Origin of the sequence: Mesorhizobium sp. B4-1-1 (assembly GCF_006439375.1) — a bacterium.
GTDB lineage: Bacteria > Pseudomonadota > Alphaproteobacteria > Rhizobiales > Rhizobiaceae > Mesorhizobium.
Window position 1 is genome coordinate 45,806 of sequence record NZ_VFTH01000007.1, and the last position, 24,689, is coordinate 70,494.

General features: G+C 63.5%; 28 protein-coding genes. 7 read left to right on the forward strand and 21 right to left on the reverse strand.

Annotation, left to right across the window (positions count from 1 at the left end; genetic code table 11):
• From FJW10_RS12100 to FJW10_RS12120, 5 genes are all read right to left on the reverse strand, one after another.
• Positions 1-999, reverse strand: coding sequence for an alpha-ketoacid dehydrogenase subunit beta (locus FJW10_RS12100; protein ID WP_140900403.1), 999 nt, complete (start codon positions 997-999; stop codon positions 1-3).
• On the reverse strand, positions 999-2,027 hold the full coding sequence (locus tag FJW10_RS12105) for a thiamine pyrophosphate-dependent dehydrogenase E1 component subunit alpha (RefSeq protein WP_140900271.1): 1,029 nt from the start codon (positions 2,025-2,027) through the stop codon (positions 999-1,001). The genes FJW10_RS12100 and FJW10_RS12105 overlap by 1 nt, the downstream gene beginning before the upstream one ends.
• Positions 2,028-2,029: 2 nt before the next feature.
• Positions 2,030-3,358, reverse strand: a complete 1,329-nt coding sequence (locus FJW10_RS12110) for an NAD(P)H-dependent oxidoreductase (protein WP_140900272.1) — start codon at positions 3,356-3,358, stop codon at positions 2,030-2,032.
• 252 nt (positions 3,359-3,610) lie between these two features.
• On the reverse strand, positions 3,611-4,069 hold the full coding sequence (locus FJW10_RS12115; protein WP_140658582.1) for a YbaK/EbsC family protein: 459 nt from the start codon (positions 4,067-4,069) through the stop codon (positions 3,611-3,613).
• A gap of 154 nt (positions 4,070-4,223) precedes the next feature.
• Complete coding sequence (locus tag FJW10_RS12120) at positions 4,224-4,490, reverse strand: helix-turn-helix transcriptional regulator (protein ID WP_140900273.1); 267 nt, start codon at positions 4,488-4,490, stop codon at positions 4,224-4,226.
• 297 nt (positions 4,491-4,787) lie between these two features.
• On the opposite strand from FJW10_RS12120, the gene FJW10_RS12125 reads away from it, so the two are divergent.
• The 3 genes from FJW10_RS12125 (at position 4,788) to FJW10_RS12135 (ending at position 6,684) form a co-directional block, all read left to right on the forward strand.
• Positions 4,788-5,396 (forward strand): hypothetical protein, encoded by a 609-nt coding sequence (locus FJW10_RS12125; RefSeq protein WP_140900274.1) that lies wholly within the window; start codon positions 4,788-4,790, stop codon positions 5,394-5,396.
• A gap of 222 nt (positions 5,397-5,618) precedes the next feature.
• Positions 5,619-5,813 carry a hypothetical protein gene (locus tag FJW10_RS12130; protein ID WP_140835536.1) on the forward strand — a complete coding sequence of 65 codons (195 nt, stop codon included), beginning with the start codon at positions 5,619-5,621 and terminating at the stop codon, positions 5,811-5,813.
• Positions 5,814-6,423: 610 nt separating this feature from the next.
• Positions 6,424-6,684: a hypothetical protein gene (locus FJW10_RS12135; RefSeq protein WP_140900275.1), complete on the forward strand. Its 261-nt coding sequence runs from the start codon at positions 6,424-6,426 to the stop codon at positions 6,682-6,684.
• A 75-nt stretch (positions 6,685-6,759) separates the two neighbouring features.
• Here the strand turns inward: FJW10_RS12135 and FJW10_RS12140 are convergent, their stop codons facing one another.
• The 7 genes from FJW10_RS12140 to FJW10_RS12170 form a co-directional block, all read right to left on the reverse strand.
• The gene (locus tag FJW10_RS12140; protein ID WP_140900276.1) at positions 6,760-7,062 is read right to left on the reverse strand and encodes a DUF883 family protein; all 303 of its coding nucleotides are present in this window, start codon (positions 7,060-7,062) and stop codon (positions 6,760-6,762) included.
• 94 nt (positions 7,063-7,156) lie between these two features.
• Positions 7,157-7,696, reverse strand: a complete 540-nt coding sequence (locus FJW10_RS12145; protein WP_042640150.1) for a MerR family transcriptional regulator — start codon at positions 7,694-7,696, stop codon at positions 7,157-7,159.
• A 132-nt stretch (positions 7,697-7,828) separates the two neighbouring features.
• Entirely contained in the window at positions 7,829-8,152 is a 324-nt protein-coding gene (locus FJW10_RS12150) for an integration host factor subunit alpha (protein WP_140835533.1), read from the reverse strand.
• Between the two features lie 104 nt (positions 8,153-8,256).
• Complete coding sequence (locus FJW10_RS12155) at positions 8,257-9,228, reverse strand: beta-ketoacyl-ACP synthase III (protein WP_140900277.1); 972 nt, start codon at positions 9,226-9,228, stop codon at positions 8,257-8,259.
• Between the two features lie 9 nt (positions 9,229-9,237).
• Positions 9,238-10,305 (reverse strand): phosphate acyltransferase PlsX, encoded by a 1,068-nt coding sequence (gene plsX / locus FJW10_RS12160; RefSeq protein WP_140900278.1) that lies wholly within the window; start codon positions 10,303-10,305, stop codon positions 9,238-9,240.
• A 130-nt stretch (positions 10,306-10,435) separates the two neighbouring features.
• The gene (locus FJW10_RS12165; RefSeq protein WP_140900279.1) at positions 10,436-10,984 is read right to left on the reverse strand and encodes a YceD family protein; all 549 of its coding nucleotides are present in this window, start codon (positions 10,982-10,984) and stop codon (positions 10,436-10,438) included.
• Positions 10,985-10,995: 11 nt separating this feature from the next.
• Positions 10,996-11,538 (reverse strand): ubiquinol-cytochrome C chaperone family protein, encoded by a 543-nt coding sequence (locus tag FJW10_RS12170; RefSeq protein WP_140900280.1) that lies wholly within the window; start codon positions 11,536-11,538, stop codon positions 10,996-10,998.
• Between the two features lie 117 nt (positions 11,539-11,655).
• Here FJW10_RS12170 and FJW10_RS12175 point away from each other — a divergent pair, with 117 nt between their 5' ends.
• The 3 genes from FJW10_RS12175 to FJW10_RS12185 all read left to right on the forward strand — a co-directional run bounded on the left by FJW10_RS12175 (position 11,656) and on the right by FJW10_RS12185 (position 13,847).
• On the forward strand, positions 11,656-12,180 hold the full coding sequence (locus tag FJW10_RS12175; RefSeq protein WP_140835529.1) for an outer membrane protein assembly factor BamE: 525 nt from the start codon (positions 11,656-11,658) through the stop codon (positions 12,178-12,180).
• A gap of 130 nt (positions 12,181-12,310) precedes the next feature.
• Positions 12,311-12,856 carry a dTDP-4-dehydrorhamnose 3,5-epimerase family protein gene (locus FJW10_RS12180; protein WP_246674225.1) on the forward strand — a complete coding sequence of 182 codons (546 nt, stop codon included), beginning with the start codon at positions 12,311-12,313 and terminating at the stop codon, positions 12,854-12,856.
• A 1-nt stretch (position 12,857) separates the two neighbouring features.
• Positions 12,858-13,847, forward strand: coding sequence for a glycosyltransferase family 2 protein (locus FJW10_RS12185; RefSeq protein ID WP_246674228.1), 990 nt, complete (start codon positions 12,858-12,860; stop codon positions 13,845-13,847).
• Positions 13,848-13,943: 96 nt separating this feature from the next.
• On the opposite strand, the gene FJW10_RS12190 is transcribed toward FJW10_RS12185, so the two are convergent.
• The 5 genes from FJW10_RS12190 to FJW10_RS12215 all read right to left on the reverse strand — a co-directional run bounded on the left by FJW10_RS12190 (position 13,944) and on the right by FJW10_RS12215 (position 20,378).
• Complete coding sequence (locus FJW10_RS12190) at positions 13,944-16,085, reverse strand: sodium-translocating pyrophosphatase (protein WP_140641439.1); 2,142 nt, start codon at positions 16,083-16,085, stop codon at positions 13,944-13,946.
• Positions 16,086-16,339: 254 nt separating this feature from the next.
• Positions 16,340-17,089 (reverse strand): ABC transporter permease, encoded by a 750-nt coding sequence (locus FJW10_RS12195; RefSeq protein WP_140835526.1) that lies wholly within the window; start codon positions 17,087-17,089, stop codon positions 16,340-16,342.
• Entirely contained in the window at positions 17,086-18,024 is a 939-nt protein-coding gene (locus FJW10_RS12200; protein ID WP_140900282.1) for an ABC transporter ATP-binding protein, read from the reverse strand. Before FJW10_RS12200 ends, FJW10_RS12195 begins: the two co-directional genes overlap by 4 nt.
• Positions 18,021-19,187, reverse strand: a complete 1,167-nt coding sequence (locus tag FJW10_RS12205) for an ABC transporter permease (protein WP_140900283.1) — start codon at positions 19,185-19,187, stop codon at positions 18,021-18,023. The genes FJW10_RS12200 and FJW10_RS12205 overlap by 4 nt, the downstream gene beginning before the upstream one ends.
• Positions 19,188-19,466: 279 nt before the next feature.
• Entirely contained in the window at positions 19,467-20,378 is a 912-nt protein-coding gene (locus tag FJW10_RS12215) for an ABC transporter substrate-binding protein (RefSeq protein ID WP_140900284.1), read from the reverse strand.
• Positions 20,379-20,614: 236 nt separating this feature from the next.
• Between FJW10_RS12215 and FJW10_RS12220 the strand changes: the two genes are divergently transcribed.
• Positions 20,615-21,187 (forward strand): NADPH-dependent FMN reductase, encoded by a 573-nt coding sequence (locus FJW10_RS12220; RefSeq protein ID WP_140835521.1) that lies wholly within the window; start codon positions 20,615-20,617, stop codon positions 21,185-21,187.
• A 165-nt stretch (positions 21,188-21,352) separates the two neighbouring features.
• Here FJW10_RS12220 and FJW10_RS12225 read toward each other — a convergent pair whose 3' ends face one another.
• The 4 genes from FJW10_RS12225 to FJW10_RS12240 form a co-directional block, all read right to left on the reverse strand.
• Positions 21,353-22,573, reverse strand: coding sequence for an MFS transporter (locus FJW10_RS12225; protein WP_140900285.1), 1,221 nt, complete (start codon positions 22,571-22,573; stop codon positions 21,353-21,355).
• The gene (gene nusB, locus FJW10_RS12230; RefSeq protein ID WP_140785261.1) at positions 22,570-23,064 is read right to left on the reverse strand and encodes a transcription antitermination factor NusB; all 495 of its coding nucleotides are present in this window, start codon (positions 23,062-23,064) and stop codon (positions 22,570-22,572) included. The genes FJW10_RS12225 and nusB overlap by 4 nt, the downstream gene beginning before the upstream one ends.
• Positions 23,061-23,555, reverse strand: a complete 495-nt coding sequence (ribH, locus tag FJW10_RS12235) for a 6,7-dimethyl-8-ribityllumazine synthase (RefSeq protein WP_140900286.1) — start codon at positions 23,553-23,555, stop codon at positions 23,061-23,063. Before ribH ends, nusB begins: the two co-directional genes overlap by 4 nt.
• Positions 23,556-23,695: 140 nt before the next feature.
• Complete coding sequence (locus tag FJW10_RS12240; RefSeq protein ID WP_140900287.1) at positions 23,696-24,685, reverse strand: methyltransferase; 990 nt, start codon at positions 24,683-24,685, stop codon at positions 23,696-23,698.
• Positions 24,686-24,689: the final 4 nt, after the last annotated feature.

Sequence of the window (24,689 nt, forward strand, 5' to 3'; positions counted from 1 at the left end):
TCAGCGGACCCCTTTCACGAGGTCGCGGGCGGCGGCGATGATGTCGGGAACCTGCGGCACCGTCGCCTTTTCCAGATCCGGATTGTAGGGGATCGGCGTCTCGGCGCCGCCGAGCCGCACGATCGGCGCGTCGAGATAGTCGAACGCCTCGCTTTCGGCGACGAGCGCGCTCACTTCCGCGCCGATGCCGAGCGTCTTCACGGCCTCGTAGACGCAGAGCAGGCGCGAGGTCTTCTTCACACTGTCGATGACGGTCTGCCTGTCGAGCGGACGGATCGTGCGCAGATCGACCACTTCGATGTCGATGCCCTCGCCCTCCAGCACGGCCGCGGCATCGAGCGCCTTCTGCACCATGATCGAGGTGGCGACGATGGTGAGGTCGCGGCCTTCGCGGCGGATCTCGGCCTTGCCGATCGGAACGGTGTAATGGCCTTCCGGCACATGGCCCTTCACCTTGTAGAGCAGCTTGTGCTCGAAGATCATGACCGGGTCCGGATCGGCGACCGCGGCAAGCAGCATGCCCTTGGCATCGTACGGCGTTGCCGGCTGGATGACTTTGAGGCCGGGTACATGGCCGAGCCAGGCCTCGAGGCTCTGGCTATGCTGGGCGGCGGCGCCCGTGCCGGAGCCGGCCGGGAAGCGCATCACCAGGGGCACCGAGACCTCGCCGCCGAGCATGAAGCGCATCTTGGCCGCCTGGTTGACGATCTGCTCCATGCCGAGCGTGGCGAAATCCGAGAACTGGAATTCGAAGATCGGCCGCATGCCGGTGACGGCGGCGCCCACCGCGACGCCGGCGCCGCCCAGTTCCGAGATCGGCGTGTCGATGACACGGTCGCTGCCGTAGCGCTCGACAAGATCGCCCGTCACCTGGAAGGCGCCGCCATAGACGCCGATGTCCTCGCCCATCAGGAAGACGCGCTCGTCCATGTCCATGGCGATGGCCATGGCTTCCTGGATCGCCTGGGCGTAGCTCAGTTCACGCACCACGGCGTCCATCACGCATGCTCCGTGTAAACGTAGTCCGCAAGGGCGGCGATCTCGGGCGCCGGGCTCGCCTTGGCGAACTCGATGCCATCGGCGATCTCCTTGGCGACCGCGTCGCGGATCGCATGGATGCCCTGGTCGTCGATGAAGCCGAAGTCACGCAGTTCGGTCTCGAACAGCGTGATCGGATCGCGGTTCGCCATCCAATCCTCGATCTCTTCCTTGGTGCGGTAGCGGTTGCGGTCGCTCTTGGAATGGCCTCGATGGCGATAGGTCTTGGATTCGATCAGCGTCGGCCCCTCGCCCGCGCGCGCCCGCTCCACCGCCTTGAAGGACGCCTCGGCCACCTCGGAGAAGATATTGCCGTTGACGATGACGCCGGGCATCGAATAGGCGGCCGCCCGCTCGGCGATGTTCTTCACCGCGGTCGAGCGCGCCGTCGAGGTCGACATGCCGTAGCCGTTGTTCTCGCACACGAAGATCACCGGCAGCTTCCAGATCGCCGCCATGTTCAGCGCCTCATGAAAGGCGCCCTCGTTGTTGGCGCCGTCGCCGAAGAAGGAGACAACGACCTTGCCGGTCTTCATCCTCTTGGCGGAAAGTGCGGCACCGACCGCGATCGGAATGCCGCCGGCAACGATGCCGTTGGCGCCGAGATTGCCCTTGGCGACATCGGCGATATGCATGGAGCCGCCGCGGCCCTTGCAGTAGCCGGTGGTCTTGCCGAAGAACTCGGCGAACATCCGGCTGACTTCGGCGCCCTTGGCGATGCAATGGCCATGGCCGCGATGCGTCGAGGTGATCTGGTCATCCTCGGCGAGCGGCATGCAGATGCCCATGGCGCTGGATTCCTGGCCGATCGACAGGTGCATGGTGCCATGGATGAGGCCGCGCATGTAGCACTCTTCGGCGCCCTCTTCGAAGCGGCGGATGAGGTACATCTTATGAAGCACCTCCCTGAGCTGCTCCGGACTGTACTGGCGATAGACGAAAGGCAGGTTGGCCCGGCTGTCCACGACGGCTTTGCTGGCTCCAGCCATGATCACGCCTCCACAGCGCCGTAAACGAGCTTGTCCTGGCGGGCGCGCAGCTCGGCGATCTTCGAGCCCGGCGCGGGCGCCGCGTTGGCATAGGTGATGAGCTCGCCCTTCTTGATGGGCTGGGTGACGGAGCCGCCCTGCAGCAGGCCGCAGGGAACGGCGCGCGCCGCATGGGCCTCCGGGGCCGTCATGATCCAGGCGCGATAGCAATACTCACCGATGGCATCGAGCTTGTCGCCGGGCTTCAGATCCTTCTTGGCGACCGCGCAGACCTCGGCCACAGGCTTGGCCAGCGGCACCATGTCTGCCTTGCCGTAAAGCACGACCCGGGCGCAAGTCAGCGGCACTTCCAGCGAGGTCAGGTGATAGGGTCGATGGAAGGTGAAATACGGGCCCTTGCCCATCTTCAGGTCTTCCATGCGCTCCGAGATGCGCGGATGCGACATGTCGGCGACGACGAAGACGCCGGGCGCGACACCCTTGCCGATCGAATAGTCGACGACGCCGACCCTCGACAGCACGCCGCCGTCCTTCTCGGGCACCAGCACCTTCGACAATTCGCCCAGCGTCGCCGCCGGACCGTGCATGCCGGGCTTGTCGGGGACCAGCCCGGTCGCGTTGGCGATCGCCGCCATCTCGACCATGGTCTTCGAACCGTCGACGAATTCGACCAGCATGCGCACATTCATATGCCGGCGCTTTGCCTCCTCCTCATAGTCCGGAGGCGTGGCGTCGATGTTGAGCGGGTTGTTCTTGCCCTTGCCCGCGGCAACGATCGGATGCCCCATGGCGGAGACGAACTCGATCAGTTCCATGCAGGAAGACGGCTCGTCGCCGGCGCCCAGCGAATAGGTGACGCCGAGGCGGTCGGCTTCGCTCTTAAGATAGGCGCCGATGGTGACGTCGGCCTCGACATTCATCATCACCAGATGCTTGCCATGCTCCATGGCGCGCAGGCCGATCTCGGCGCCGACGGCCGGAACACCGGTCGCGTCGATGACGACGTCGATGAGGTCATTGCCGATGACGAGGCTGGAATCGCTGGTGACGGCGATCTTGCCGGCCTCCATGGCCGAGGTCATCGCCGAAGCGTTGGAAACCTCGCGCGCATGGCCGGTTTCCTGGAAAGCGATATCGACGGCCTTGCTGGCCGCCGGCAGGTTCAGTTCCGAAATAGCGCCGATCTCGATGCCGGACATGTGGGCGACGCGGGTGACGATGTCGGTGCCCATTTCGCCGGAACCGATCAGGCCGATGCGGATGGGCTTGCCCGACTTGGCTCGTTCCTCAAGATCGCGGGCAAGGCCCGTCAACGAAATGTTGGATGCCATACCGTGTATTCCTCCCATATCGCATGCTGTTCGGTTGCTTGACCGGTATTGAACATATGTATTTCTGTCAAGACTAATGTCCAAAATTTGGCCATTGGTCGACGCTTTTCCAATGGCTCGAGGCGCAACGGCTAAAGGCACGGGCAGCGGCGCCCGTACCAAACCAAATGGAGCGAGCGGTCGGCCGAACGTCGGTCAAAAACCGCGCTACGGCCCTCGACGAACCATGAAAAGATATCTAGGCGGCAATTGTTACTGGCAAACGTCGACCCATACGGCGCCGACCAGATCGGCCATGCGCTGCGGCGTGATGCGCACCGCGGCATTGGTGGCGCCGGCTGCCGGAACGACCTCGCCGAAGGCTTTGAGCGACAGATCGCAATAAACGGGCAGCGGCGCCGGCAGGCCGAACGGACAGACGCCGCCCGGCGGATGGCTGGTGACTGCCAGCACCTCTTCGCCGCCCAGCATGCGCGGCTTGCCGCCCATTCTGTCCTTGAATTTGCGGTTGTCGAGTCTGGCGATGCCGCTGGTCACGACCAGCATGGTCTCGTCAGCGACGCGCAGGCAGATCGTCTTGGCGATCTGCGCCGGCGTGACGCCATGCGCCTCCGCCGCCAGCGCCACTGTTGCGGAACTTGCTTCGGTGACGATGACTTCGACATCGGGCGCGTGCTCGGCCAGAAAGGCGCGGACCGATTCCAAGCTCATGGTGAATCCCTCGTCAGGTCTGTCGAACAGCAGCGCTCGGCGAATCGCATGGCATGGCGGTAATTGGCAAGAGCCAGCGCCTGCGCCTCGCAGGCACTAAAAAGCCCGCCGGGCCAACCCTCGGCGGGCTCCTGGATGGACGCTTCTGGCGTCTCTATTGCTGTGTGGGCCGATTCGCTGCGGACGGCACCCTGATCAATTCCTCTTCCGGCACTTGCAGCGCGGAAGCGATGCGCCGGAGCTTGGCGGGGTCGACGTCCTTGCCGTCCTCGATGTCGACGATCTCGCCCACGGCCAGACCGCAGGTCAAAGAGAGTTCCTCGATCGTGTATCCCCTCGTTTCGCGAGCGGCTTTCAACGGATTGAGGCCAGGCGCGGCAATGATGTCGTTTGAAACAGCGTTTCGTGCGGTGTTGGGCATGGCAACTCCTTAAAGATGAAACAGGTCGGATGAAAAGCGGCGTTGCCTGAGACGGCGGGAGAATGCTCGTTAACAAATGATTTGCCAAGAGCACCGATGCGGCGTCACGCCATCGTGAAAAGCGTTTTGGCCGAATGCCTCGGGCTTCGTACATGTAAGGCCGCGCGGCGCTCAATCAAGTTCTTTTGAAGGTCGGCGGCCCGATTCGCCGGCTTTTTCGACGCCTCGATTCGTTAGCTTACCCGTCACCGGCAGCCAAACCCGCGCGCCGGGCGTTTCACGGAAGGATCGAATGCCATGAATTTGAAATCGTTCGCAATTGTGCTTGGCGCCATGTCGAGCGTCGTCGGCTCGACGGAAGCGCAGGCGGCGGACGCCACACGCGTTCGAGGCACCGTCGTCAGCGTTGCCGGATCGACGCTGACGGTGAAGGATCGCAACGGCAAGACCGATGCGATCGCGCTTGCCGACGGCTGGAAGATTTCGGGCGTCGCCAAGGCATCGGCAGCCGATATCAAGCAAGGCGATTTTCTTGGCATCGCCTCGATTTCCAAGGCCGATGGCGGCAGCGGCGCGCTGGAAGTCGTGATCTTCCCGGCGGCCCTGAAGGGCACGGGCGAAGGCGACCGCGACCGGGATCTGCGGCCCAACAGCCGCATGACCAACGGCACCGTCGCCGACGTCACCGAGATCGAAGGCCGCACGGTCACGCTCACCTATGACAACGGCCAGAAGAAGCAGATCGCAATCCCGCAGACGACACCGATCGTGACATTCGCCACCGCCACGCCAGCGGATCTCGCGCCGGGCATCGCGGTGTTCGTCAACGCCGAGCGCGGCGGCGACGGCAAGCTCGTGGCCAACCGGGTCGTGGTCGGGAATCACGGTATCGCGCCGCCTATGTGAGGCCAGGCGGCCGCATCCTTGGATTTCCGAGGAGCGCGCAATCTCGTCGGCCACGGCGGGCGCGCGGCGCAAGAGGGCTCCTCAGAAACAATCCAGAAACAAAAATCTACATTTGGGAAAAATTGTCGAAAAAAACCAGGAGGATAGTCCCTATCGCGAGGCTTGGGTCACCGATTTGCTCCGGTGAATCTCGGAAGGCCCGCGTAAAAAGGAAACGAAGTCATGAAGAAGTCCCTCCTCTCCGCGCTTGGGCTGGCTCTGGCCCTGGCGTTGACCATGCCGATCCTCGGCGCCACCAGCGCCGACGCGGCTCCGATGAAGAAGCATCACCATCATCGTCATCACCACAGGCATCATCACCGCCACCATCACCACCATCATCACCACCACAAGAAGATGGCTCCGAAGAAGGCCTGATCCTTCCCTTCTGCCGATGGGAAGGCAGGCCTTCGCCGCCAGAGCGAATCAGTCTTCCCATCGGACTTTTCGGCTTAAACATCCGGTGATGTCGAACCGCGCTCCGGACTACGTCTAACGGGGGCCTGCGCCGATCTTTCGGCCAGACACTGCTTGGTGCCGGCGGTCGCCCGTGTCGTCCTCACGCTTCCGCCATCCGGCTCTCGTTGCCCGCTTCGCCGTGAAGCTCGGCTATTGGCCAAATCCCACCGCCCCGACGCGCTACAACGAGCTGATGCGGTGGCGGAAACGCTGTGGGCCGGGCGGAATCCCGAAAATATCCCTGCCGGGCTGCTTGCCGGCGGCGAAGACTCGGGCCATCTCAGGCGACGGCATCGCGGAAGGAGCCGCTTCTATGCCGAAGCGCTGCGTGCCAGATGCGCGACGCGGGGCACCGATAAGTTTGACGGCTGAACGCAGACGTCGCCGACCAAACGAAAAAAATCGCGCGGCATATGAACCTTTCCATTGGAGCCAACACTAAGCGGTCATGGGCACCGCGAAGGTGCTCCTCATCCCAACGGGGACGCCAGGACGGCGATCCCAACAACCAATGGAAGGAAATGCTCAAATGACCAACTTCAAGCGTATCAGCCTCGCCGCGGCTCTCGTCTTTTCGGCTTTCGGTTCGGTTTCGGCTCCGGCATTTGCCGGCACGCATCCGACCGGCGACGGCGGCGCGGTCTGTAAGGGCCATGGCTCGTGCCTGGTGCTGCAGCTGGATTGCAAAGGCACCTATACCGATGCCACCGACAAGAACGGCAACGTCTATGGCAAGTGCAACCAGGTCATGAAGGTCGATCCGAAGACGCGGATCAAGCTCGCGAACTGATCGCTGTAGCCAAATGGCACGGAAATGGCGACCGTCGAGGACGGCCGCCATTTCTGTTTCAATCACGTCGATCGATCAGCGCCGGCTGATAAGAAGGCCGGCAAGCAATCCGACCACGACCAGCCCGACGGCGGCGGCCGCCGCCGGATGATCTCGCGCCGTACGCTCGATAGCCCTGCCCCTGCGCCTTATTGCCGGCAGCGCGTCGTGGACGCGCTCGGCAAGTTGCGAATAATAGTCGGACGCCGCCTCGCGGCCATCCTCGTAATAGGCGTCGCCGCGCCTGGCCAAAACCTTCTTGAGATCGTGCAATTGTCGTGAAAGCGCCGCGACCTGCTTGTCGATATCGACGTCGGAGAGGGTCGAAAACGATGCCATGCTTGTTGTCCTTCTCTTCGAGAAGGCCTAACGCATGGACGCAGAGCCAGTTCCGGCAGGTCGAGCGCGCGGCATCAAGTCGAATGACGACCGTTCAACGAACCTGGTCCAGCAGGCGCTTGCATTCCAGCAGATCGAACAGCGCCTCCTGCAGCAAGGCGCGATTGTCACGCGACAATTTCGAGGCGTCTGGTTGTACCGGACCTTCGTCGTCGCTCTTGCCGAGGCCGAAGAAACGGCGGCTGGGCTTCACCTTCGGTTGGCCGACCAGCGCGTCTTCGTCGCCGCGCGGCTGCGCGGCGGCCGTCAGCGGCACCTGCTCGGCCTGGCGGCGCTGGGCGATCGCCTCCACGGCGGCCATGTCGCCATTGCCGATGGCGACCAGGAAATGGTTGCCGTTTTCGCGCAACAGTTTCTGCACGCCTTTGATCGTATAGCCCTGATCGTAGAGCATATGCCTGATGCCCTTGATCAGCTCGACATCCTGCGGCCGGTAGTAGCGCCGGCCGCCGCCACGCTTCATCGGCTTGATCTGGGTGAAGCGCGTCTCCCAGAACCGCAGCACATGCTGCGGCAGATCGAGATCTTCCGCGACTTCGCTGATGGTGCGGAAAGCGTCGGGGCTCTTGTCCATGGGCCAATCCTCCACACTGGACCGCGATCCGGCTCATAATGCCGAATCGCGCCTTATTTCAGCGATTTATGAAACGATATTCAAGCCCGACGTCAAAACGGCCGGCGATTTTCAACCACATTCGCCAGCAAACTATTTGCCGCCCTTGCCCTTGCTGTTCTGATGCGAGCGCAGGATCCGGCTCTTGAGCACGTTCGACGATTTGAACGTCATCACCCGGCGCGGCAGGATCGGCACTTCCTCACCCGTCTTGGGGTTGCGGCCGATGCGCTCGTTCTTGGAACGGACATGGAAGGTGGCGAAGGACGACAGCTTGACCGTCTCGCCGCGGACGATTGCCTCGCAGATCTCATCGAGGACGGCCTCGACCAGCTCCGCCGATTCAGTTCGCGACAAGCCAACCTTCCGGTAAACGGCTTCAGCAAGGTCGGCACGCGTAAGTGTCTTTGCCCCCATGCGACCGTCCCATCTGCTCGCAAAAACGTAAATCGATACAGGTAAAGGCTGAGCCTAAGTAATTGATCCGGCAAGGTCAAGAACCGAACCGGCGAGTTCGGCACTTACCAGCGGAGCAATACCGCGCCCCAGGTGAAACCTCCACCCATCGCCTCGAGAAGCACGAGGTCGCCCTTCTTGATGCGGCCGTCGGCGACGGCCACCGACAAAGCGAGCGGCACCGAGGCAGCCGAGGTGTTACCGTGTAAATCGACGGTGACCACCACTTTCTGCTCGGCAATCCCGAGCTTCTTGGCGGAAGCGTCAATAATCCGTTTATTGGCCTGATGCGGCACGAACCAATCGAGGTCCTCGGCCGTTATGCCGGCCTCGCCGAAAGTCGCCTCGATGACATCGGTGATCATACCGACGGCATGCTTGAACACTTCACGGCCTTCCATCCTCAGATGACCGACGGTTCCCGTGGTAGAAGGACCGCCGTCGACGAAGAGTTTGTCCTTGTGCACGCCATCGGAACGCAGGCTCGCCGCCAGCACGCCGCGATCGGTAATCGCGCCGGCTCCGTCTTCCGCTTCCAGAACCAGCGCGCCGGCGCCGTCGCCGAACAGCACGCAGGTCGAGCGGTCGCTCCAGTCGAGGATGCGCGAGAATGTTTCCGAACCGATCACCAGGACGCGTTTGGCCAGGCCGCCACGGATATAAAGGTCGGCGGTGGCGATCGCATAAACGAAGCCCGAGCACACCGCCTGCATGTCGAAGGCAAAGCCGTGATGCATGCCGAGCCGATTCTGGATTTCGACAGCGGTCGCCGGGAACGTGTTGTTGGGCGTCGAGGTCGCCAGGATGATGAGGTCGATATCGGCGGGCGTCATGCCGGCGCTGTCCAGCGCCGCGCGCGCCGCCGCCTCACCAAGCGAGGCTGTCGTCTCGTCGTCGGCCGCGACGTGGCGTTGGCGAATGCCGGTGCGCTGGGCGATCCACTCGTCGGAGGTTTCGACCATGCCTTCGAAGTCGGCATTCTTCATGATGCGGCGGGGCAGCGCGGCACCGTTGCCGCGCACGACTGATCTGATCAAGGCTCTTTCCTATTCCTCGGCGTCGGCGACGCCGGATTTCCTGTTTGCCTGCGCGGTCGGGTTGCGCGCATGGAACAGATCGAGGTCAGCCTCGATCCGGTCAAGCAGATTGTTGCGCACCATGTCGTAACCGAGTTCGATGGCGGCCGCGAAGCCGTCCGAATCGGCGCCACCATGGCTCTTCACCACGATGCCGTTCAATCCCAGGAAGACGCCGCCGTTGGAGCGCCCGACATCCATCTTCTCGCGCAGCCTGTCGAAGGCGCCCTTGGCGAAGACGTAGCCGATCTTGGCCATGAGCGTGCGGCTCATGGCGGCGCGCAGATAGCCGGCGATCTGCCTTGCGGTGCCCTCGGCGGTCTTGAGCGCGATGTTGCCGGCAAAACCCTCCGTAACCACCACGTCGACCGTGCCCTTGCCGATATCGTCGCCCTCGACGAAGCCGCGATAATTCATTGAAGCCATGTTGGCCTCGCGCAGCATGCGGCCGGCTTCCTTGACCTCTTCCTGGCCCTTGATCTCCTCGACGCCGACATTGAGCAGGCCGACGCTCGGCCGCTCGATGCCGAACACCGAGCGCGCCATGCCGGTGCCCAGAATGGCGAAATCGATAAGCTGGTGCGCATCCGCGCCGATGGTGGCGCCGACATCGAGCACCACGCTTTCGCCGCGGGTCGTCGGCCAGAGCGCCGCAATCGCCGGGCGGTCGATGGTGGCCATGGTGCGCAGGCAGAATTTCGACATCGCCATCAGCGCGCCGGTATTGCCGGCCGAGATGCAGGCTTGCGCGCCGCCGTTCTTGACCGCCTCGACGGCCTTCCACATCGACGACTTCCAGCGGCCATGGCGCAGCGCCTGGCTCGGCTTGTCGTCCATGCGCACCGCGATCTCGCAATGGACGAACTCGCTTATCTCGGCGAGTTTCGGGAACTTGGCGAGTTCGAGACGCACCACGTCCTCGCGGCCATAGATGACGAAGCGGATGTCAGGGCGGCGGATGGCGACCGTCATCAGCGCCGGGATGACCACGCTCGGTCCGTGATCGCCGCCCATGGCATCGATGGAAATCCTGATCACGTAGTGCTTTTCTCACGGGTTGCCTGGCTTGCGGCGGACGCCTGCCAAGGTAAGGGGGCACGCGAAGGTTCGGCGAAAATAGCGGTTTTGCGCCTACGCACAACCGACTTTTCCAAAATCCGGACCACTCTCAGGATTTTCCGAGCAGCGAACGCAGCTCTTTCTGGAATTCGCTTTCTTCGGGTTGATCGTCGCCGGCGACGTCGAGCGAAGCTCCCGGCTTGCGCGGATAGGGGTTGATCGCCAGGCCGAAAAACTGTTCGGCCAGCGCGCCGACATCGATGGTGTCGCCGGAAAATGTTTCCGGACTGTCCGGTCCGTCGGCGTCGAGGATGATCTCGCCGCCGCCCTCGAAACCCTCGCGCCCAAGCTTAGACTGCTCGGGCAGAAACAGCGCCTCGACGGGCCCGTCGATATGCGCAGTCACCGGATCGAGCGTGACGATGCAGGCCTGCGTGATGTCGGCCTCGATGCGACCGGTGACCTTGACGCCATTGCGCCTCCAGGAGGCCACAAGCAGTTCGGCGCGATAGGTCTCGACCGAAAGCAGTTCGTATTCGGCGGCAAGCGCCTCACGCTGGCGCTCATCGGCTTCGATCAGGACAGGCAGGCCCTTTTGCGGCAGCCGCGCGACATTGGCGACAAAGGATACAGGGCTGCGCAATTCGTCGTCTTTCATCACGGCCTCCTTCACGCGGCCCCGGCGGCCGGGAACGCGGCGATGCCGGCGACGATCGATTCGGTCGGCTGCGCGGCAAGCTTCTGGCTAGCCTCGCAGACATAGTCCGCAAGCAGCGGCGCCTGCGGCCAGGGGCCGGAGTCCGGCCTGACGTTGCGGGCGAGCGCCGCCGCAAGCGCCACCCGGTCGTCTTCCTTGAGCGCGTCGTCATAAGCGGCCGTACGGCCGTAAAACATCTTTGCCAGCTTCTTCATGCGTTTGGGCACGCCGACATCGCTGATGCCAAGTTCGCGCAGCGAATGCTCGACATCGAGGAAGAAATCATCAATCAGCACCTGCGCGACCTCGGCGGCCACACCTTGCTCGCCACGCAGCCGGTGCTGGACGAGATACATGTGCAGCGACAGCATCTCGAAGCGGCCGAGCGGCGTATCGGGCACATTCCAGTCGGAATAAAACACCGTTTGCCGCGCCGCCGCCACGATTTGTGCGTAGAGCGCGTCGGTGATAGCGCGGTTGGCATTGCGTTCGCGGCCAAAAAGGCGCTGGAACATTGAGGGCGGTCTCCCGGGGACCTGTTGTTTGATTTGGCCTTGTTGCATCGGCATGCAAGCTGGTTTACCGGTTTTGCGGCCCAGCGCAAGTTGCGGGGATGTGATGGAGAATTGTTGTTGGGTGCGCTGAAATTCAAGTCGTTCTTTGCGCCTGCCCCTGTGGGCGTGGCTTCGCTGCTGGTAGTGGTGTCAGTGCTTTCCGCCTGCAATTCGTCCAAGATGTTCGGCGATCTCCATCCGAGCGAAACCCTGACGAAAGGCTACGTCATCGACCAGCAGGCGATCGATTCGGTGCCGGTCGGGTCGAGCCGCGAACAGGTGCTTTTGGCGCTGGGCACGCCGTCGACGACGGCGACCTTCGACAACGAGGCCTTCTACTACATCTCGCAAACGCGCAAGCGCTATGTCGCCTTCGACAACCCCCGCATCATCGACCAGCATGTGCTGGCGGTCTATTTCGGCGCCGACGGCCGCGTCACCCAGATCGCCAACTACGGCCTCAAGGACGGCAAGGTCTTCGACTTCATCTCGAGGACGACGCCGACCGGCGGCAAGGACCAGAACTTCCTCAGCCAGATCATCAGCGGCGCCAGCAAGCTGGCGCCCGGCATCCCCGGCGGCGGCAGCGGCGGTACGCCTTAAGTCTTTCGACGGCCTGCGGAACAATCAAACCCGCCGCCTCGCCGGCGGGTTTTGTTTAGGTGCGGCCAAGACGCATACTTGCTTATATTCCGGCGTCCTCCTATCAATTTGCTGGGGATGGGGACCGGTCATGGGCAACAGCGATCGTACTGTGCCGCAAGGTTGGATGGCGACAGGCACGCCTGACCGGCAAACCGTGACACCTGACTGGCTTGTCGTCGAAGCGCCGACAATCGACGGCGTCGCGCTCAAGGAAATCCGACCTGTCGCGACTTCGACCGGCTACCTCACCGAGGTTTTTCGCGAGGAATGGGATCTCGACGGACTTCCGGTCGGACAGGTGTTTCAGCGCACGCTTTATCCCGGCGCGGTGACGGGATGGCACGCCCATGGCGTCACAACCGACCGGCTTTTTTGCTCGGTGGGCAGCGTTCGAATCTCGCTGTTCGACGGGCGCAAGGCCTCGCCGACATTCGGCACGGTTTGGCACAAGATTGTCGGAGCGGTCAGGCCCGCTATCGTCATCATTCCGCCCGGCGTCTGGCACGGTGTCGTCGCGCTCGGAGCGGAGACTGCTTTGGTGCTCAACCTCGTCGACAAGGCCTACGCCTATGACGCGCCCGACCATTGGCGCCTGCCGCCGGACACCGAACAGATCCCCTACAAACTGGTGTAGCGTGGAACAGGCGGGTCAAGGCGCGCCGATCGGACCGATCGAACCGCTGGTCTCGGTCGTGATAGCGACGCACAATCGTCCGGCGGTGCTGCATCAAACGCTGAAGAGCCTCGTTGGCCAGACCCTGCAGGACTGGGAAGCCATGGTGATTGGTGATGCGTGCCGGCCGGACACCGCGACAACGGTTGCCGCTTTCGGCGACGCCCGCATCTCCTATATCGATCTTCCCGTGAACTTCGGCGAGCAGTCGGGGCCTAACAATATCGGCTTTGCCAGAGCACGCGGCCGTTTCGTTGCCATATTGAACCATGACGACCTATGGTTTCCCGACCATCTGACGTCCATGAGCGGCTGGATCGACGCCACCGGCGCCGATGTGGTGATCGCCCGGGGTGCGGTCATCGAGTCGGCCGCGAGCAAAGGTTCCAGGCATATGATCCTCGGGACGGGGCGGCACGGCTTCTATGACCCGGTCACCACAGTCGGCTTCGGCTCCGCGCAAATGGTCCGGAGAACGTCGCTGCCAAGGCTTGGGCCATGGCGCGCGGCTAGCCAGTGCGTCTGCGAGAGTTCCCAGGACTGGCTGTTCCGTGCATGGCGCAACGGTGCGGTGATTGCGACAATGCCGCATCTGACCGTGCTCATGCTTCATTCGGGCAAGCGCGAAGGCAGCTATGCGCGTGATACGGCGCAGGAGCAGGAAGAACTGATGAACGCGATGAGTTCGCCAGACGCGTTGCGCGTCAGGATTCTTGGCAACGCCGAGGAACCGGCTCCCCTCAAGCGCTTCCGCTACCTCAAACGCAGGCTGCTGGCTGCCCTCGGCATACATCCGCGAGCGCGTTCCTTCCGCCGCCAATTTCGCCACGGCGCGTTCATTGCCATGCTGCGCCAGACTCGCGGCTTACCGCCAATGCCCGAACGCGAACCGGATGCCGAAGCGTTGCTGGCCCGCTATCGCCATGACAGCGAAAGGCCAGAGGCCGGTTGAGTGCCCCCCCGGGCGGAAAGCATGAAGGATGTCATGCCGAAAAACAAAGCCCGCGGGATCGCTCCCGCGGGCTTTGTCATGGAATAGCCGCCGCAATCAGCCGTGCGCGAGCACGGCGAGCAGAAGCAGCGCGACGATGTTGGTGATCTTGATCGCCGGGTTGACGGCCGGGCCGGCGGTATCCTTGTAGGGATCGCCGACGGTGTCGCCGGTGACCGATGCCTTATGCGCCTCGGAGCCCTTCAGGTGCTTGACGCCGTCCTTGTCGGTGAAGCCGTCCTCGAACGACTTCTTGGCGTTGTCCCAGGCGCCGCCGCCGGAGGTCATCGAGATGGCGACGAAGAGGCCGTTGACGATGACGCCGAGCAGCGAGGCGCCGAGCGCCGCGAAGGCCGAGGCCTTGGAGCCCGAGATCAGCAGCACGCCGAAATAGACGACGAGCGGCGCCAACACCGGCAGCAGCGACGGGATGATCATTTCCCGGATCGCCGCCCTGGTCAGGATGTCGACGGCGCGCGCATAGTTCGGCTTCGAGGTGCCGGCCATGATGCCCTTGTCCTCGCGGAACTGCTTGCGCACTTCCTCGACGATGGAGCCCGCGGCACGACCGACGGCGGTCATCGCGATGCCGCCGAAGAGGTAAGGGATCAGGCCGCCGAAGATCAGGCCGGCGACGACATACGGATTGGAGAGGTCGAAGGAGACCTCGCCCATGCCCTGGAAGTAAGGATACTTGTCGCCATTGGCGGCAAAGAACTTCAGGTCGTTCGAATAGGCCGCGAACAGCACCAGCGCACCGAGACCGGCGGAGCCGATGGCATAGCCCTTGGTGACGGCCTTGGTGGTGTTGCCGACAGCGTCGAGCGCGTCGGTGGAGTGGCGCACCTCCTTGGGCAGGCCGGCCATTTCGGCAATGCCGCCGGCATTGTCGGTGACAGGGCCGAAGGCGTCGAGCGCCACGATCATGCCGGCAAGGCCGAGCATGGTGGTGACGGCGATCGCGGTGCCGAAGAGGCCGCCGAGCTGGTAGGTTGCGATGATGCCGCCGACGATGACGATGGCCGGCAGCGCGGTCGATTCCAGCGAGACCGCGAGGCCCTGGATGACGTTGGTGCCGTGGCCGGTCACGGAAGCCTGGGCGATCGAGTTCACCGGGCGCTTGTTGGTACCGGTGTAGTATTCGGTGATCACCACGATGAGGCCGGTCACCAGGAGACCGATGAGGCCACAGATGAACAGGTTCTTGCCGGTGATGGCGATGCCGGCGACATTGCCGACCTCGCCCCAGCCGACGGTGGCCGAAGTGGCGATGGCGAGACCGACGATCGACAAGAGCCCGGTGACGATCAGGCCCTTGTAGAGGGCGCCCATGATCGAGCCGTTCGACCCAAGCTTGACGAAGAAGGTGCCAACGATCGAGGTCAGGATGCAGGCGCCGCAGATGGCGAGCGGATAGAGCATCGACGCACCCAGCGCGGCCGTGCCGCCGAAGAAGATGGCGGCGAGCACCATGGTGGCGACGACGGTCACCGCATAGGTTTCGAACAGGTCGGCGGCCATGCCGGCGCAGTCGCCGACATTGTCGCCCACGTTGTCGGCGATGGTGGCCGGGTTGCGCGGATCGTCTTCCGGAATGCCGGCCTCGACCTTGCCGACGAGGTCGCCGCCGACGTCCGCACCCTTGGTGAAGATGCCGCCGCCGAGACGGGCGAAGATCGAGATCAGCGAAGCGCCGAAGCCGAGCGAAACCAGCGAGTCGATGACGACGCGGTCATTCGGCTGCAAGCCCATCGGGCCGGTCAATATGGCGTAGTAGATCGAGACGCCGAGCAGCGCCAGACCCGCCACCAGCATGCCGGTGATGGCGCCCGATTTGAAGGCGATGTCGAGGCCGGCGGCAAGGCTGTTCGAAGCGGCTTGCGCAGTCCGCACATTGGCGCGCACCGAGACATGCATGCCGATGAAGCCGGCGGCGCCCGAGAGCACCGCGCCGATCAGGAAGCCGATAGCGGCGGTGATCGAAAGCAGCCACCAGGCAAGCAGGAGAACGACGATACCGACGACCGCGATGGTCGTGTACTGGCGCGCCAGATAGGCTTGGGCGCCTTCGCGGATGGCGGCGGAGATTTCCTGCATGCGCTGATTGCCCTGATCGGACGCAAGGACCGAACGTGTCGCCCAGATGGCGTACAGAACTGACAGCAAGCCGCAGGCGATGACGGCGGTAATGATGGTCATTGCCGGATTTTCCTCGATTGTTGGCCCAAAAGAACCCCTCCCTGGGCCGTTGGAACGGAGATGGATGCCGCGCACGGATTCCACCCCTTGGCTGGGGTGTATGCGAAACAGGGCTTGGAACGTCAAGATATTGTTCGGTTTTTGCCCGGCTTTCGCCCAAAAGAAGAGGGCAGGAATTGTTGTGCCAGCGCAAGCCTGGAATTAGATCGATTGAAATGACGCTGGGGCAGATTCGCCAATCCTAAGACGTAGCGTTATTCCGCCCCCTGCCCCATGCGTCGCGCGGCGTAGCGCTCAACCGCCGACAGGCCGTCATAGATCAGCACGGCAAGCGCCGCGACGATCAGGCCGCCCTGCAGCACGAAGGCAAGGTTGTTCGAGATCAGGCCGGCGATGATCACCTCGCCAAGCGTCTTGGCGGCAACGGTCGATCCGATGGTCGCGGTGGCGAGGCTGATGACGACCGAGAGCCGGATGCCGCCGAGGATCACCGGGGCGCTCAGCGGCAGTTCGACCTTCATCAGCCTTTGCCAACCGGTCATACCGGCGCCACGCGCCGCTTCCATGACGTTGCCGGGCAACGTGGTGAGCGCCGTCAGCGCGTTTTCGAAGATCGGCAGCAATCCGTAGAGGAAGAGTGCGATCAGCGTCGGCTTCTCGCCGAAACCGACGGCCGGCACGGCAAGCGCCAGCACGGCAACCGGCGGAAAGGTCTGGCCGATATTGACCAAGCTGCGTGACAAGGGCAGGAACTCGGCGCCGGCCGGCCTGGTGACCAGGATGGCAAGCGCCACCGCGACGATCGTCGCGGCCACCGTCGCGACCAGGACCGTCCGCAGATGCTGCAAGGTCAGCGTCAGCAGGCTGCCCTGGTTGTAGATTGCCGGCGCGCCATTCTCGGTCAGGGGCTTCAGCAGCGGCTCGAACCAGTTGGGGCTGGTGATGAAGACCACCAGCAGCACCAGAACGGCCAGCCTCAGCAGCGCGGGCAGCCAGGCTTTCATTGCGGCCTCGCCGCGCGTTTCACCAAGCCTTCGACGGTGACGCGGCCAATGAGCTTGCCGTCGGCGTCCTTCACCGGCAGCGCGGGGCGGCCCGACCACAACAGCTCGGCCAGCGCGTCGCGCTGCGTGGCCTCGCCGGGGATCGCCTCGCCTTCGGCGCCGCCAGGCTCCACGGCATCGCGCACCGGCCCAAGCGACAGCAGCCGGAACGGCCTTTCGCTGGCGCCGACCAGTGTCTCGACGAAATCGCTTGCGGGCCTCGCCAGGATTTCGGCCGGCTTGGCGTATTGCACCAGCTTGCCGGCATCCATGACGGCGATCTTGTCGCCCAAGTGCACAGCCTCTTCCATGTCGTGGGTGACGAGGATGATGGTGGTGCCGAAACGCTTCTGGATCGCCAGCAGATCCTCTTGCGCCTTGGTGCGGATGATCGGGTCGAGCGCGCCGAAGGGCTCGTCCATCAAAAGCACGTTGGGTTCGGCGGCCAAAGCGCGGGCGACGCCGACGCGCTGCTGCTGGCCGCCGGAAAGCTCGTGCGGATAGCGCGGTCCGTAGGCCTGGGGGTCGAGCTGGTAGAGTGTCATCAACTCGTCGACACGCGCCTTGATGCGATCCCTGTCCCAGCCGAGCAGCAAAGGCACGGTGGCGATGTTCTGCGCCACCGTGCGATGCGGAAACAGGCCGTGCCCCTGGATGGCGTAGCCGATGCTGCGGCGTAGCTGATAGCCGGGCACCGAGCGGTTGTCGGCGCCGTCGAGCTTGATGACCCCGGAGGTCGGCTCGACCAGCCGGTTGATCATCCTCAGCAGCGTCGTCTTGCCGGATCCCGACGTACCGACAATGGTCGCGATGGTTCGGGGTTCGATGATCATCGAAACATTGTCGACCACCGTCGTTTGGTCATAGCGCTTGGTGATGCCTTCGATCTCGATCATGCCGTCTCAACTGCCCTGCGCCTGGTGGCGGCCATTTCGATGACCGCGTCGAGGATAATGGCCGCGGCAAAGGCCAGCGCCACGGTCGGCAGCGCGCCGAGCAGCACGAGATCCATCGCCGTCTGGCCGACACCCTGGAAAACGAACACGCCGAAGCCGCCGCCGCCGATCAGCGCGGCGATGGTGGCGAGGCCGATATTCTGCACCAGCACGATACGAATACCGGTCAGGATCACCGGAAAGGCGAGCGGGAACTCGACATCGAAGAGGCGCTGGCGGTCGGTCATGCCCATGCCGCGCGCGGCATCGTTGGCCGCGCGGGGCACGCCAGCCAGCCCAACCACGGTATTGGCCACCACCGGCAGCAAGGAATAGAGAAAAAGGGCGACAAAAGCCGGCGCCGTGCCGATGCCCCTGATGCCGATCGCGGCGGCGCCTGGCACGTGCACGGCAACCCAGCCGAGCGGAGCGATCAGCAGCCCGAAGAGCGCGATCGACGGAATAGTCTGGATGATGTTGAGCACATTCAGCACGCCTGCCCGCAGTTTCTCGACGCGATGGCAAAGGACGCCGAGCGGTATGCCGACGATCACCGCGCCGGCCAGAGAACCAAGCGCCAGCGTGACGTGCTTGGAAGCTTCGGCCCAGAAACTGTCGGCGCGGCCGGTATATTCCTTGAGGATGGAAAGACTGTCCCAGCTTCCCGAGACAAGCAGCACAGCAATGGCAAGCGCTGCAAGCACGAGCACGCCGACGCGTGACCAGGGCGACAGGCTCAGCCTGGTCAGCACATCGGCCAGGAGCAAGGTGAAGGCAAAGACGAGCAGCCAGAAACCGGACGCCGGGGCGATGCGGGCGAACGTGTTGCCGGCCGGTGTCAGGAAACCGCCGGCGACGCCGATGAGGATTGCAAGAGCGACCAGCGCGACGATGCTGGCGGCCAGCCTGAGGATGAGCGGCGTCCGCAGCAAGGCAATGATGCCACCAACAATGACGATGGCGAGCAACAGCATACCAAGCGTCGGCGGCAGCGCTTCGAGGATCGGGCGCGCCTGTCCGGGCACGATGCGGTTGGCGCGGAACGTGGCAAAGGGGGCCAGGAAAGCGGCGTAGGCGACGATCGCGGCGATGACCACGCCGAGCTTGTCGAAACGCAGGGTCATGGCCTCCCCCTTGCGGCCTTGGCGGTTGGCGAAAGCCGGCGGGAGAACCGATCTCCCCCCTTGCGGGGGAGATGGCCGGCAGGCCAGAGAGGGGTGTGAAGGAACCTTGGAATACGAGCTCGTTCAAAAGGAAACCCATCGAAAGGCTTGCCTTTGATTGGCTGACAGGTCGGCGGGACAGCACCCCCCTCTGTCCTGCCGGACATCTCCCCCACAAGGGGGGAGATCAGCAGTTCCGCCAACCGCACCTCTCCAGCCCGCACTTAATTATGCCGCGATCTACTTCAAGAACCCGTTTTTCTTCAAAAAGTCCTCCGCCACGCCCTTCGCTGGTTCACCGCCCAGCTGCACGCGGCCGTTGAGCTCCTGCAGCGTGACCAGATCGAGCTTGGCGAAAACCGGCTTCAGCAGCGCCTCGATTTCCGGGTGCTGCTTCAAGACCTCTTCGCGGATGATCGGCGCCGGCTGATAGACGGGCTGAACGCCCTTGTCGTCCTCGAGCACGACGAGGCCCGAGGGCTGGATGCCGCCATCGGTGCCGTAGACCATGGCGGCGTTGGCGCCGTTGGTCTGGTTGGCGGCGGCGGCGATGGTCGCGGCGGTATCGCCACCGGAGAGGGTGATCAACTGATCGGGCTTCAGCGTGAAGCCGTAGGTCGTCTGGAAGGCCGGAAGCGCAGCGGCCGAATTGACGAACTCGGCCGAAGCCGCAAGCACCACCTTGCCGCCGCCCGCGACGTATTTGCCGAAGTCCGAGAGCGTGACGAGCTTGTTCTCGTCGGTCACTTCCTTGCGCAGCGCGATCGCCCAGGTGTTGTTGGCCGGCGACGGCGACAGCCAGACGATCTTGTTGGCGTCGTAGTCCAGCTTCTTGGCGGTTTCGTAAGCCTTGGCGGCGTCCTTCCAGACCGGATCGTCGGCCTTCTGGAAGAAGAACGCGGCATTGCCGGTATATTCGGGATAGATGTCGATCTCGCCGGCGGTGATCGCCTTGCGCACCACTGGCGTGGCGCCGAGCTGGATGCGGTCCGTCGTCTTGATGTTGTTGGCGTTAAGCACGAGCTGGATGATGTTGCCCAGCACCCCGCCTTCCGTGTCGATCTTCGAGGAGACGACCACCTGGGCGTTGGCCGAGGCGGTGGCAAGGCCGAGCGCGATGGCCGCAACGGCGAGCTTTCCGATTGAAAACATTGTGAAAATCCCTTGCTATGAACCGAGGATCCGGTGGCCGCATATGAGCACGGCTATAACGGCCAGTCGGGGCACACGGTTTCATAAGTAGGGGGACGCGCGCAATAATTTTGTTCGGCGGGCCCAGCCTTACCACCCGGCATAACGCAATGCCGACCTAAGGTCGGTTGGCGGCCTGCGCTGTTCTGGTGAATATTAGGAACTGCGGGGTCGGCGGCCAACACGGGAGTTATGTCATGGCCAAGCACCAAGTCGGCTACCTCATCGGCAGCCTCGCCAAGGGCTCCATCAACCGCAGGCTCGCGAACGCCCTCGTAAAACTGGCGCCGCCGGAACTTGAAATGACGGAAATCCCCTTCAGGGACCTGCCGCTCTACAGCTACGACTATGACGCCAACTTTCCACCGGTCGCGCTGGAGTTCAAGAAAGCCATCGCGTCCGTCCAGGCGGTGCTTTTCGTCACGCCGGAATACAACCGCTCGATCCCCGGCGGCCTGAAGAATGCGATCGACTGGGCCAGCCGCCCATACGGCAAGAACTCCTTTGCCCGCAAACCGACTGCCGTCATCGGGACGTCACCCGGCGCGATCGCGACCGCGGTCGCCCAGCAGAGCCTGCGCAGTGTCTTGAGCTTTTGCAACGCACCCCAGATGAACTCTCCCGAAGCCTATATTCAGTTTACCCCGGGATTGATCACCGACGATGGCGAGGTGACGGTAGAGTCGACCGAAACATTCCTGCGCAACTACATGCAAGAGTTCCACATGTTCATCGCGCGGGTCCTGCAGGTACTCCCGCCGGATGCATGACACTTGCCGCTTAAAGCGCATCACGCTGAAACGGATTCAGGCGACGCGCTTTTAAGTCTTTGTTTGGATGCATGTCGTTCTCCCAGAACCGCCGCGCACTTCTGGGCGACATGCATCAGGGGCAGGCTGTTCGAGCGGGCTGGAAGAACTGATCCAGCGCCTTCTTCAAAGTTTGGGGGCGCCCACCATCTTCAACGTGCCGAGCGCGACAAAACAAAGCACTACGACCGGGAACACGATCCAGTTCAGCATGGTCCAGCCCCAGGCGTTGTAGATCGCGCCCGACATCAGCGAGGCAAAGGCGACGGAGCCGAACAGGACGAAGTCGTGGAAGCCCTGGACCTTGCTCTTCTCTGAAGGCCGGTAGCTGGCGGCGACCATCGCCGTGGCACCGATGAAACCGAAATTCCAACCGAGTCCCAGAAGGATCAGCGCCGTCCAGAACTGCCACAGCGCCAGGCCGGAAAGCGCCACGGCGCCGCAGCCGATCAGCAGGACAAGGCCGGTCGCCACGATGCGTTCGGCGCCGAAGCGGTGGACCAGCGAACCGGTGAAAAAACTCGGCGCGAACATCGCCATGACATGCCAGGAAATGCCAAGCGTCGCATTGTCTTCCGACAGGCCGCAGCCGACCATGGCGAGCGGCGCGCCGGTCATGACGAAGCTCATCAGCGCGTAGCTGCCGACGGTGCAGAACAGCGCGGCGACGAAACGCGGCTGGGTGACGATTTCGATCAGGGGGCGGGCGTCGCTCGCAGCGGTTTCAGAGATGGCGTCAGTCCGCGAGGAAACCCGCAGGAACGACAGGATGAGCGCGCCGGCCGCCGCCAGGGGCAGGATCGAGATGAAGGACCCGGCAAACATCACCGGAGCCAGCAGTTCACGCGTGTAGATGACGATCTGCGGCCCGAGGATGGCGGTGATGACGCCGCCCGCCAGCACGAAGGAGATGGCGCGCGCCTTGAATTCGGGTGGCGCATTGTCGGCGGCGGCGAAACGGAACTGCTGGACGAAGGCGCCGCCGACACCGATGACGCAGAGGCCGAAGGCGAACAGCCAGAAGCTCGACTGATAGAGCGCGAGCGTCGCGATCAGGCCGCCGAGCGCGGTGACGATCGTGCCGGTCATGAAGCCGCCGCGATGGCCGAGGCTGCGGATGATGGCGGCGGCTGGCAAGGCGCCGAGCGCCACGCCGATGTTGAAGCCGGTGACCGGCGCGGTGGCCAGGGATTTGTCGGGACCGAGCAGATATTGCCCGGCCAGCGCGCCGAGCGAAATGGCGATCGGCGCGGCCGAACCGACGATCGCCTGCGCGGCGGCAAGCAGCACCGCGGTGCGACGCCCTTCCCTGCCGGCCTCGGCGACCGCGGCCGTTACGGTTGTCACGAAGCGTCCTTGCCACGGCCCTCGCCGCGAACCCGGCGCGAGACGCGATCAAGAACGGCGTTGACCAGCTTCGGCTCGTCTTCCTCGTAGAACGCCTTGGCGATGTCGACATATTCGGAGACGATGACGGCCACCGGCACATCCTCGCGCTTCATCAGTTCATAGACGCCGGCGCGCAGAATGGCGCGCAGCGTCGAATCCAGCCGCGACAGCGGCCAGTCCTCGGTCAGCGCCTGGCGGATAACGGGGTCGATGGTCTTCTGGTTCTCGACGACGCCGGTCAGGATGGCGCGGAACCATTGCGCATCGGCCTCGCGATAGAGCGCGCCGTCGACTTCCTTGCCGAGGCGAAAGGTCTCGTATTCGGCCGTGATCTCGAAGACACCGCTGCCGGCAACATCCATCTGATAGAGCGCCTGGACGGCGGCAAGACGGGCGGCGCCGCGCTTGTTGGCGTGGCGTACCGCTCCGGTCGAGGCGGGCTCGGTCACGATTGGGCTCCGAATTTCTCTTTGAGCGCGATCATGGTCAGCGCCGCGCGCGCGGCGAAGCCGCCCTTGTCGCCTTCCGTCTTTCGCGCACGCGCCCATGCCTGCGCGTCGTTTTCTGTGGTCAGAATGCCATTGCCGATCGCGATCGCCTCCTGCACCGAAAGGTCCATGAGCGCGCGGCTCGATTCATTTGCGACGATGTCGAAATGGTAGGTGTCGCCGCGGACGACGGTTCCTAGCGCGACAAAACCGTCGTAATGCGTGCCGCCTTCGGCCGCGCCATCGAGCGCGAAGGTGATGACAGCAGGTATTTCGAGCGAGCCAGGAACCGTGACGACCTCATAGGTGGCGCCAGCCTCGTCGAGCGCGCCGGTCGCACCTTCGAGGAGCGCATCGGCGAGATCGTCGTGAAAGCGCGCTTCGACAATGAGCAGATGCGCCTTCGCCTTCGGGCGAATGAACGCTTTGCCGTGTTGGGATGTGCCTGCCATAAAAGTCTCCGGGGGGTTGCCGGTGACTTAGGCCGAAGCCAGGTTTATCGCAAGCGGAAGATTGGCGGACCGACACCAACGCTGTATCTCTCGAAGGATTCAGATCCCAGGACAGCGCGATGTTTCGGTACTTTGTTTGGCTAGGCAGGCGAAGCCTCAAGGATCGAGATCGGCACGGTGGTGTCGATCACTCGCTCGAGCTTCAGCCCTGCGGCCTCGAACAGCCTGGCGTATTGCGCCTCGGTCCGCTCGAAGCCGCCGGTGACCGCGAGCATGACCACATCGATGGCCTTGATCTGGGCTGGTTCGTCGCCCGCAGGGACGAGCGTCTCGGCCACAAGCACCCTGCCATGCGTTTGCATAGCCTCGCGGCAACGGCGCAAGATCAACTCCGCGCGTTCATCGTCCCAATCGTGGATCACCTTCTTGATTACATAGACGTCGCCGACGGGGACGCTGTCGAAGAAGTCGCCGACGACGAAGTCGGTGCGCGACGGATCGCTCCCGGCCTCCTGGCGCGCCGCCGCCACTCCGGAGGCGAGATCGAGAAGAACCCCGCTCAAATGGGGATTGCGGGCAAGGATGGCCGAGAGAAGCTGTCCATGCCCGCCGCCGACATCGACGACCCGCGTATATCGGCTGAAATCATAGACGTCGGCGACCGCCTCGTTACTGCCTTGGCCCTGGGCAATCATAGCTCGCTGAAACAGGGCAGCCTGTTCCGGGTGGGCCGAAAGCCAATCGAACCTCGGACTTCCGAACACCTTGTCGAAGGCCGGCTTTCCGGTGCGGACGGAATGCAGAAGCTGCTCGAACGCAAGATAGGCCTCGCTGTTGACCATCCGGATGAAGTCGCGTGGTCCGGGTCGATCGGAACGAAGCGCCGCGCCCACCTCCATCAAGGTAAAATGACGAGGGCGAACTTCAGTGAAGACCCCCTCCGGCGCCAGAAGCCGCATGACGCGATAGAGCGATTCCGCATCCGTCTTCGTGGCGGCCGCCAAATCTTCAACTGACTGCTCGCCGGAAGCCAGAAGATCGGGAATGCCGAGTTCGATGACGACGCGCAGCGCCTGTGACACGGCAAATCCGAAACCCAGCCTCATGACTTGTTGCGACGGGTTGGTCATGGCT

Bases quoted from the DNA above. Each gene is read 5' to 3' on its own strand.
- FJW10_RS12125 (WP_140900274.1), top strand. From the start codon at position 4,788: ATGAATTTGAAATCGTTCGCAATTGTGCTTGGCGCCATGTCGAGCGTC.
- FJW10_RS12200 (WP_140900282.1), bottom strand. From the start codon at position 18,024: ATGATCGAGATCGAAGGCATCACCAAGCGCTATGACCAAACGACGGTG.
- FJW10_RS12140 (WP_140900276.1), bottom strand. From the start codon at position 7,062: ATGGCATCGTTTTCGACCCTCTCCGACGTCGATATCGACAAGCAGGTC.
- FJW10_RS12150 (WP_140835533.1), bottom strand. From the start codon at position 8,152: ATGGGGGCAAAGACACTTACGCGTGCCGACCTTGCTGAAGCCGTTTAC.
- FJW10_RS12180 (WP_246674225.1), top strand. From the start codon at position 12,311: ATGGGCAACAGCGATCGTACTGTGCCGCAAGGTTGGATGGCGACAGGC.
- FJW10_RS12130 (WP_140835536.1), top strand. From the start codon at position 5,619: ATGAAGAAGTCCCTCCTCTCCGCGCTTGGGCTGGCTCTGGCCCTGGCG.
- FJW10_RS12220 (WP_140835521.1), top strand. From the start codon at position 20,615: ATGGCCAAGCACCAAGTCGGCTACCTCATCGGCAGCCTCGCCAAGGGC.
- FJW10_RS12145 (WP_042640150.1), bottom strand. From the start codon at position 7,696: ATGGACAAGAGCCCCGACGCTTTCCGCACCATCAGCGAAGTCGCGGAA.
- FJW10_RS12110 (WP_140900272.1), bottom strand. From the start codon at position 3,358: ATGGCATCCAACATTTCGTTGACGGGCCTTGCCCGCGATCTTGAGGAA.
- FJW10_RS12205 (WP_140900283.1), bottom strand. From the start codon at position 19,187: ATGACCCTGCGTTTCGACAAGCTCGGCGTGGTCATCGCCGCGATCGTC.
- FJW10_RS12215 (WP_140900284.1), bottom strand. From the start codon at position 20,378: ATGTTTTCAATCGGAAAGCTCGCCGTTGCGGCCATCGCGCTCGGCCTT.
- FJW10_RS12190 (WP_140641439.1), bottom strand. From the start codon at position 16,085: ATGACCATCATTACCGCCGTCATCGCCTGCGGCTTGCTGTCAGTTCTG.
- FJW10_RS12195 (WP_140835526.1), bottom strand. From the start codon at position 17,089: ATGAAAGCCTGGCTGCCCGCGCTGCTGAGGCTGGCCGTTCTGGTGCTG.
- FJW10_RS12105 (WP_140900271.1), bottom strand. From the start codon at position 2,027: ATGGCTGGAGCCAGCAAAGCCGTCGTGGACAGCCGGGCCAACCTGCCT.
- ribH (WP_140900286.1), bottom strand. From the start codon at position 23,555: ATGGCAGGCACATCCCAACACGGCAAAGCGTTCATTCGCCCGAAGGCG.
- FJW10_RS12115 (WP_140658582.1), bottom strand. From the start codon at position 4,069: ATGAGCTTGGAATCGGTCCGCGCCTTTCTGGCCGAGCACGCGCCCGAT.
- FJW10_RS12120 (WP_140900273.1), bottom strand. From the start codon at position 4,490: ATGCCCAACACCGCACGAAACGCTGTTTCAAACGACATCATTGCCGCG.
- FJW10_RS12170 (WP_140900280.1), bottom strand. From the start codon at position 11,538: ATGTTCCAGCGCCTTTTTGGCCGCGAACGCAATGCCAACCGCGCTATC.
- FJW10_RS12100 (WP_140900403.1), bottom strand. From the start codon at position 999: ATGGACGCCGTGGTGCGTGAACTGAGCTACGCCCAGGCGATCCAGGAA.
- FJW10_RS12165 (WP_140900279.1), bottom strand. From the start codon at position 10,984: ATGAAAGACGACGAATTGCGCAGCCCTGTATCCTTTGTCGCCAATGTC.
- FJW10_RS12135 (WP_140900275.1), top strand. From the start codon at position 6,424: ATGACCAACTTCAAGCGTATCAGCCTCGCCGCGGCTCTCGTCTTTTCG.
- FJW10_RS12240 (WP_140900287.1), bottom strand. From the start codon at position 24,685: ATGACCAACCCGTCGCAACAAGTCATGAGGCTGGGTTTCGGATTTGCC.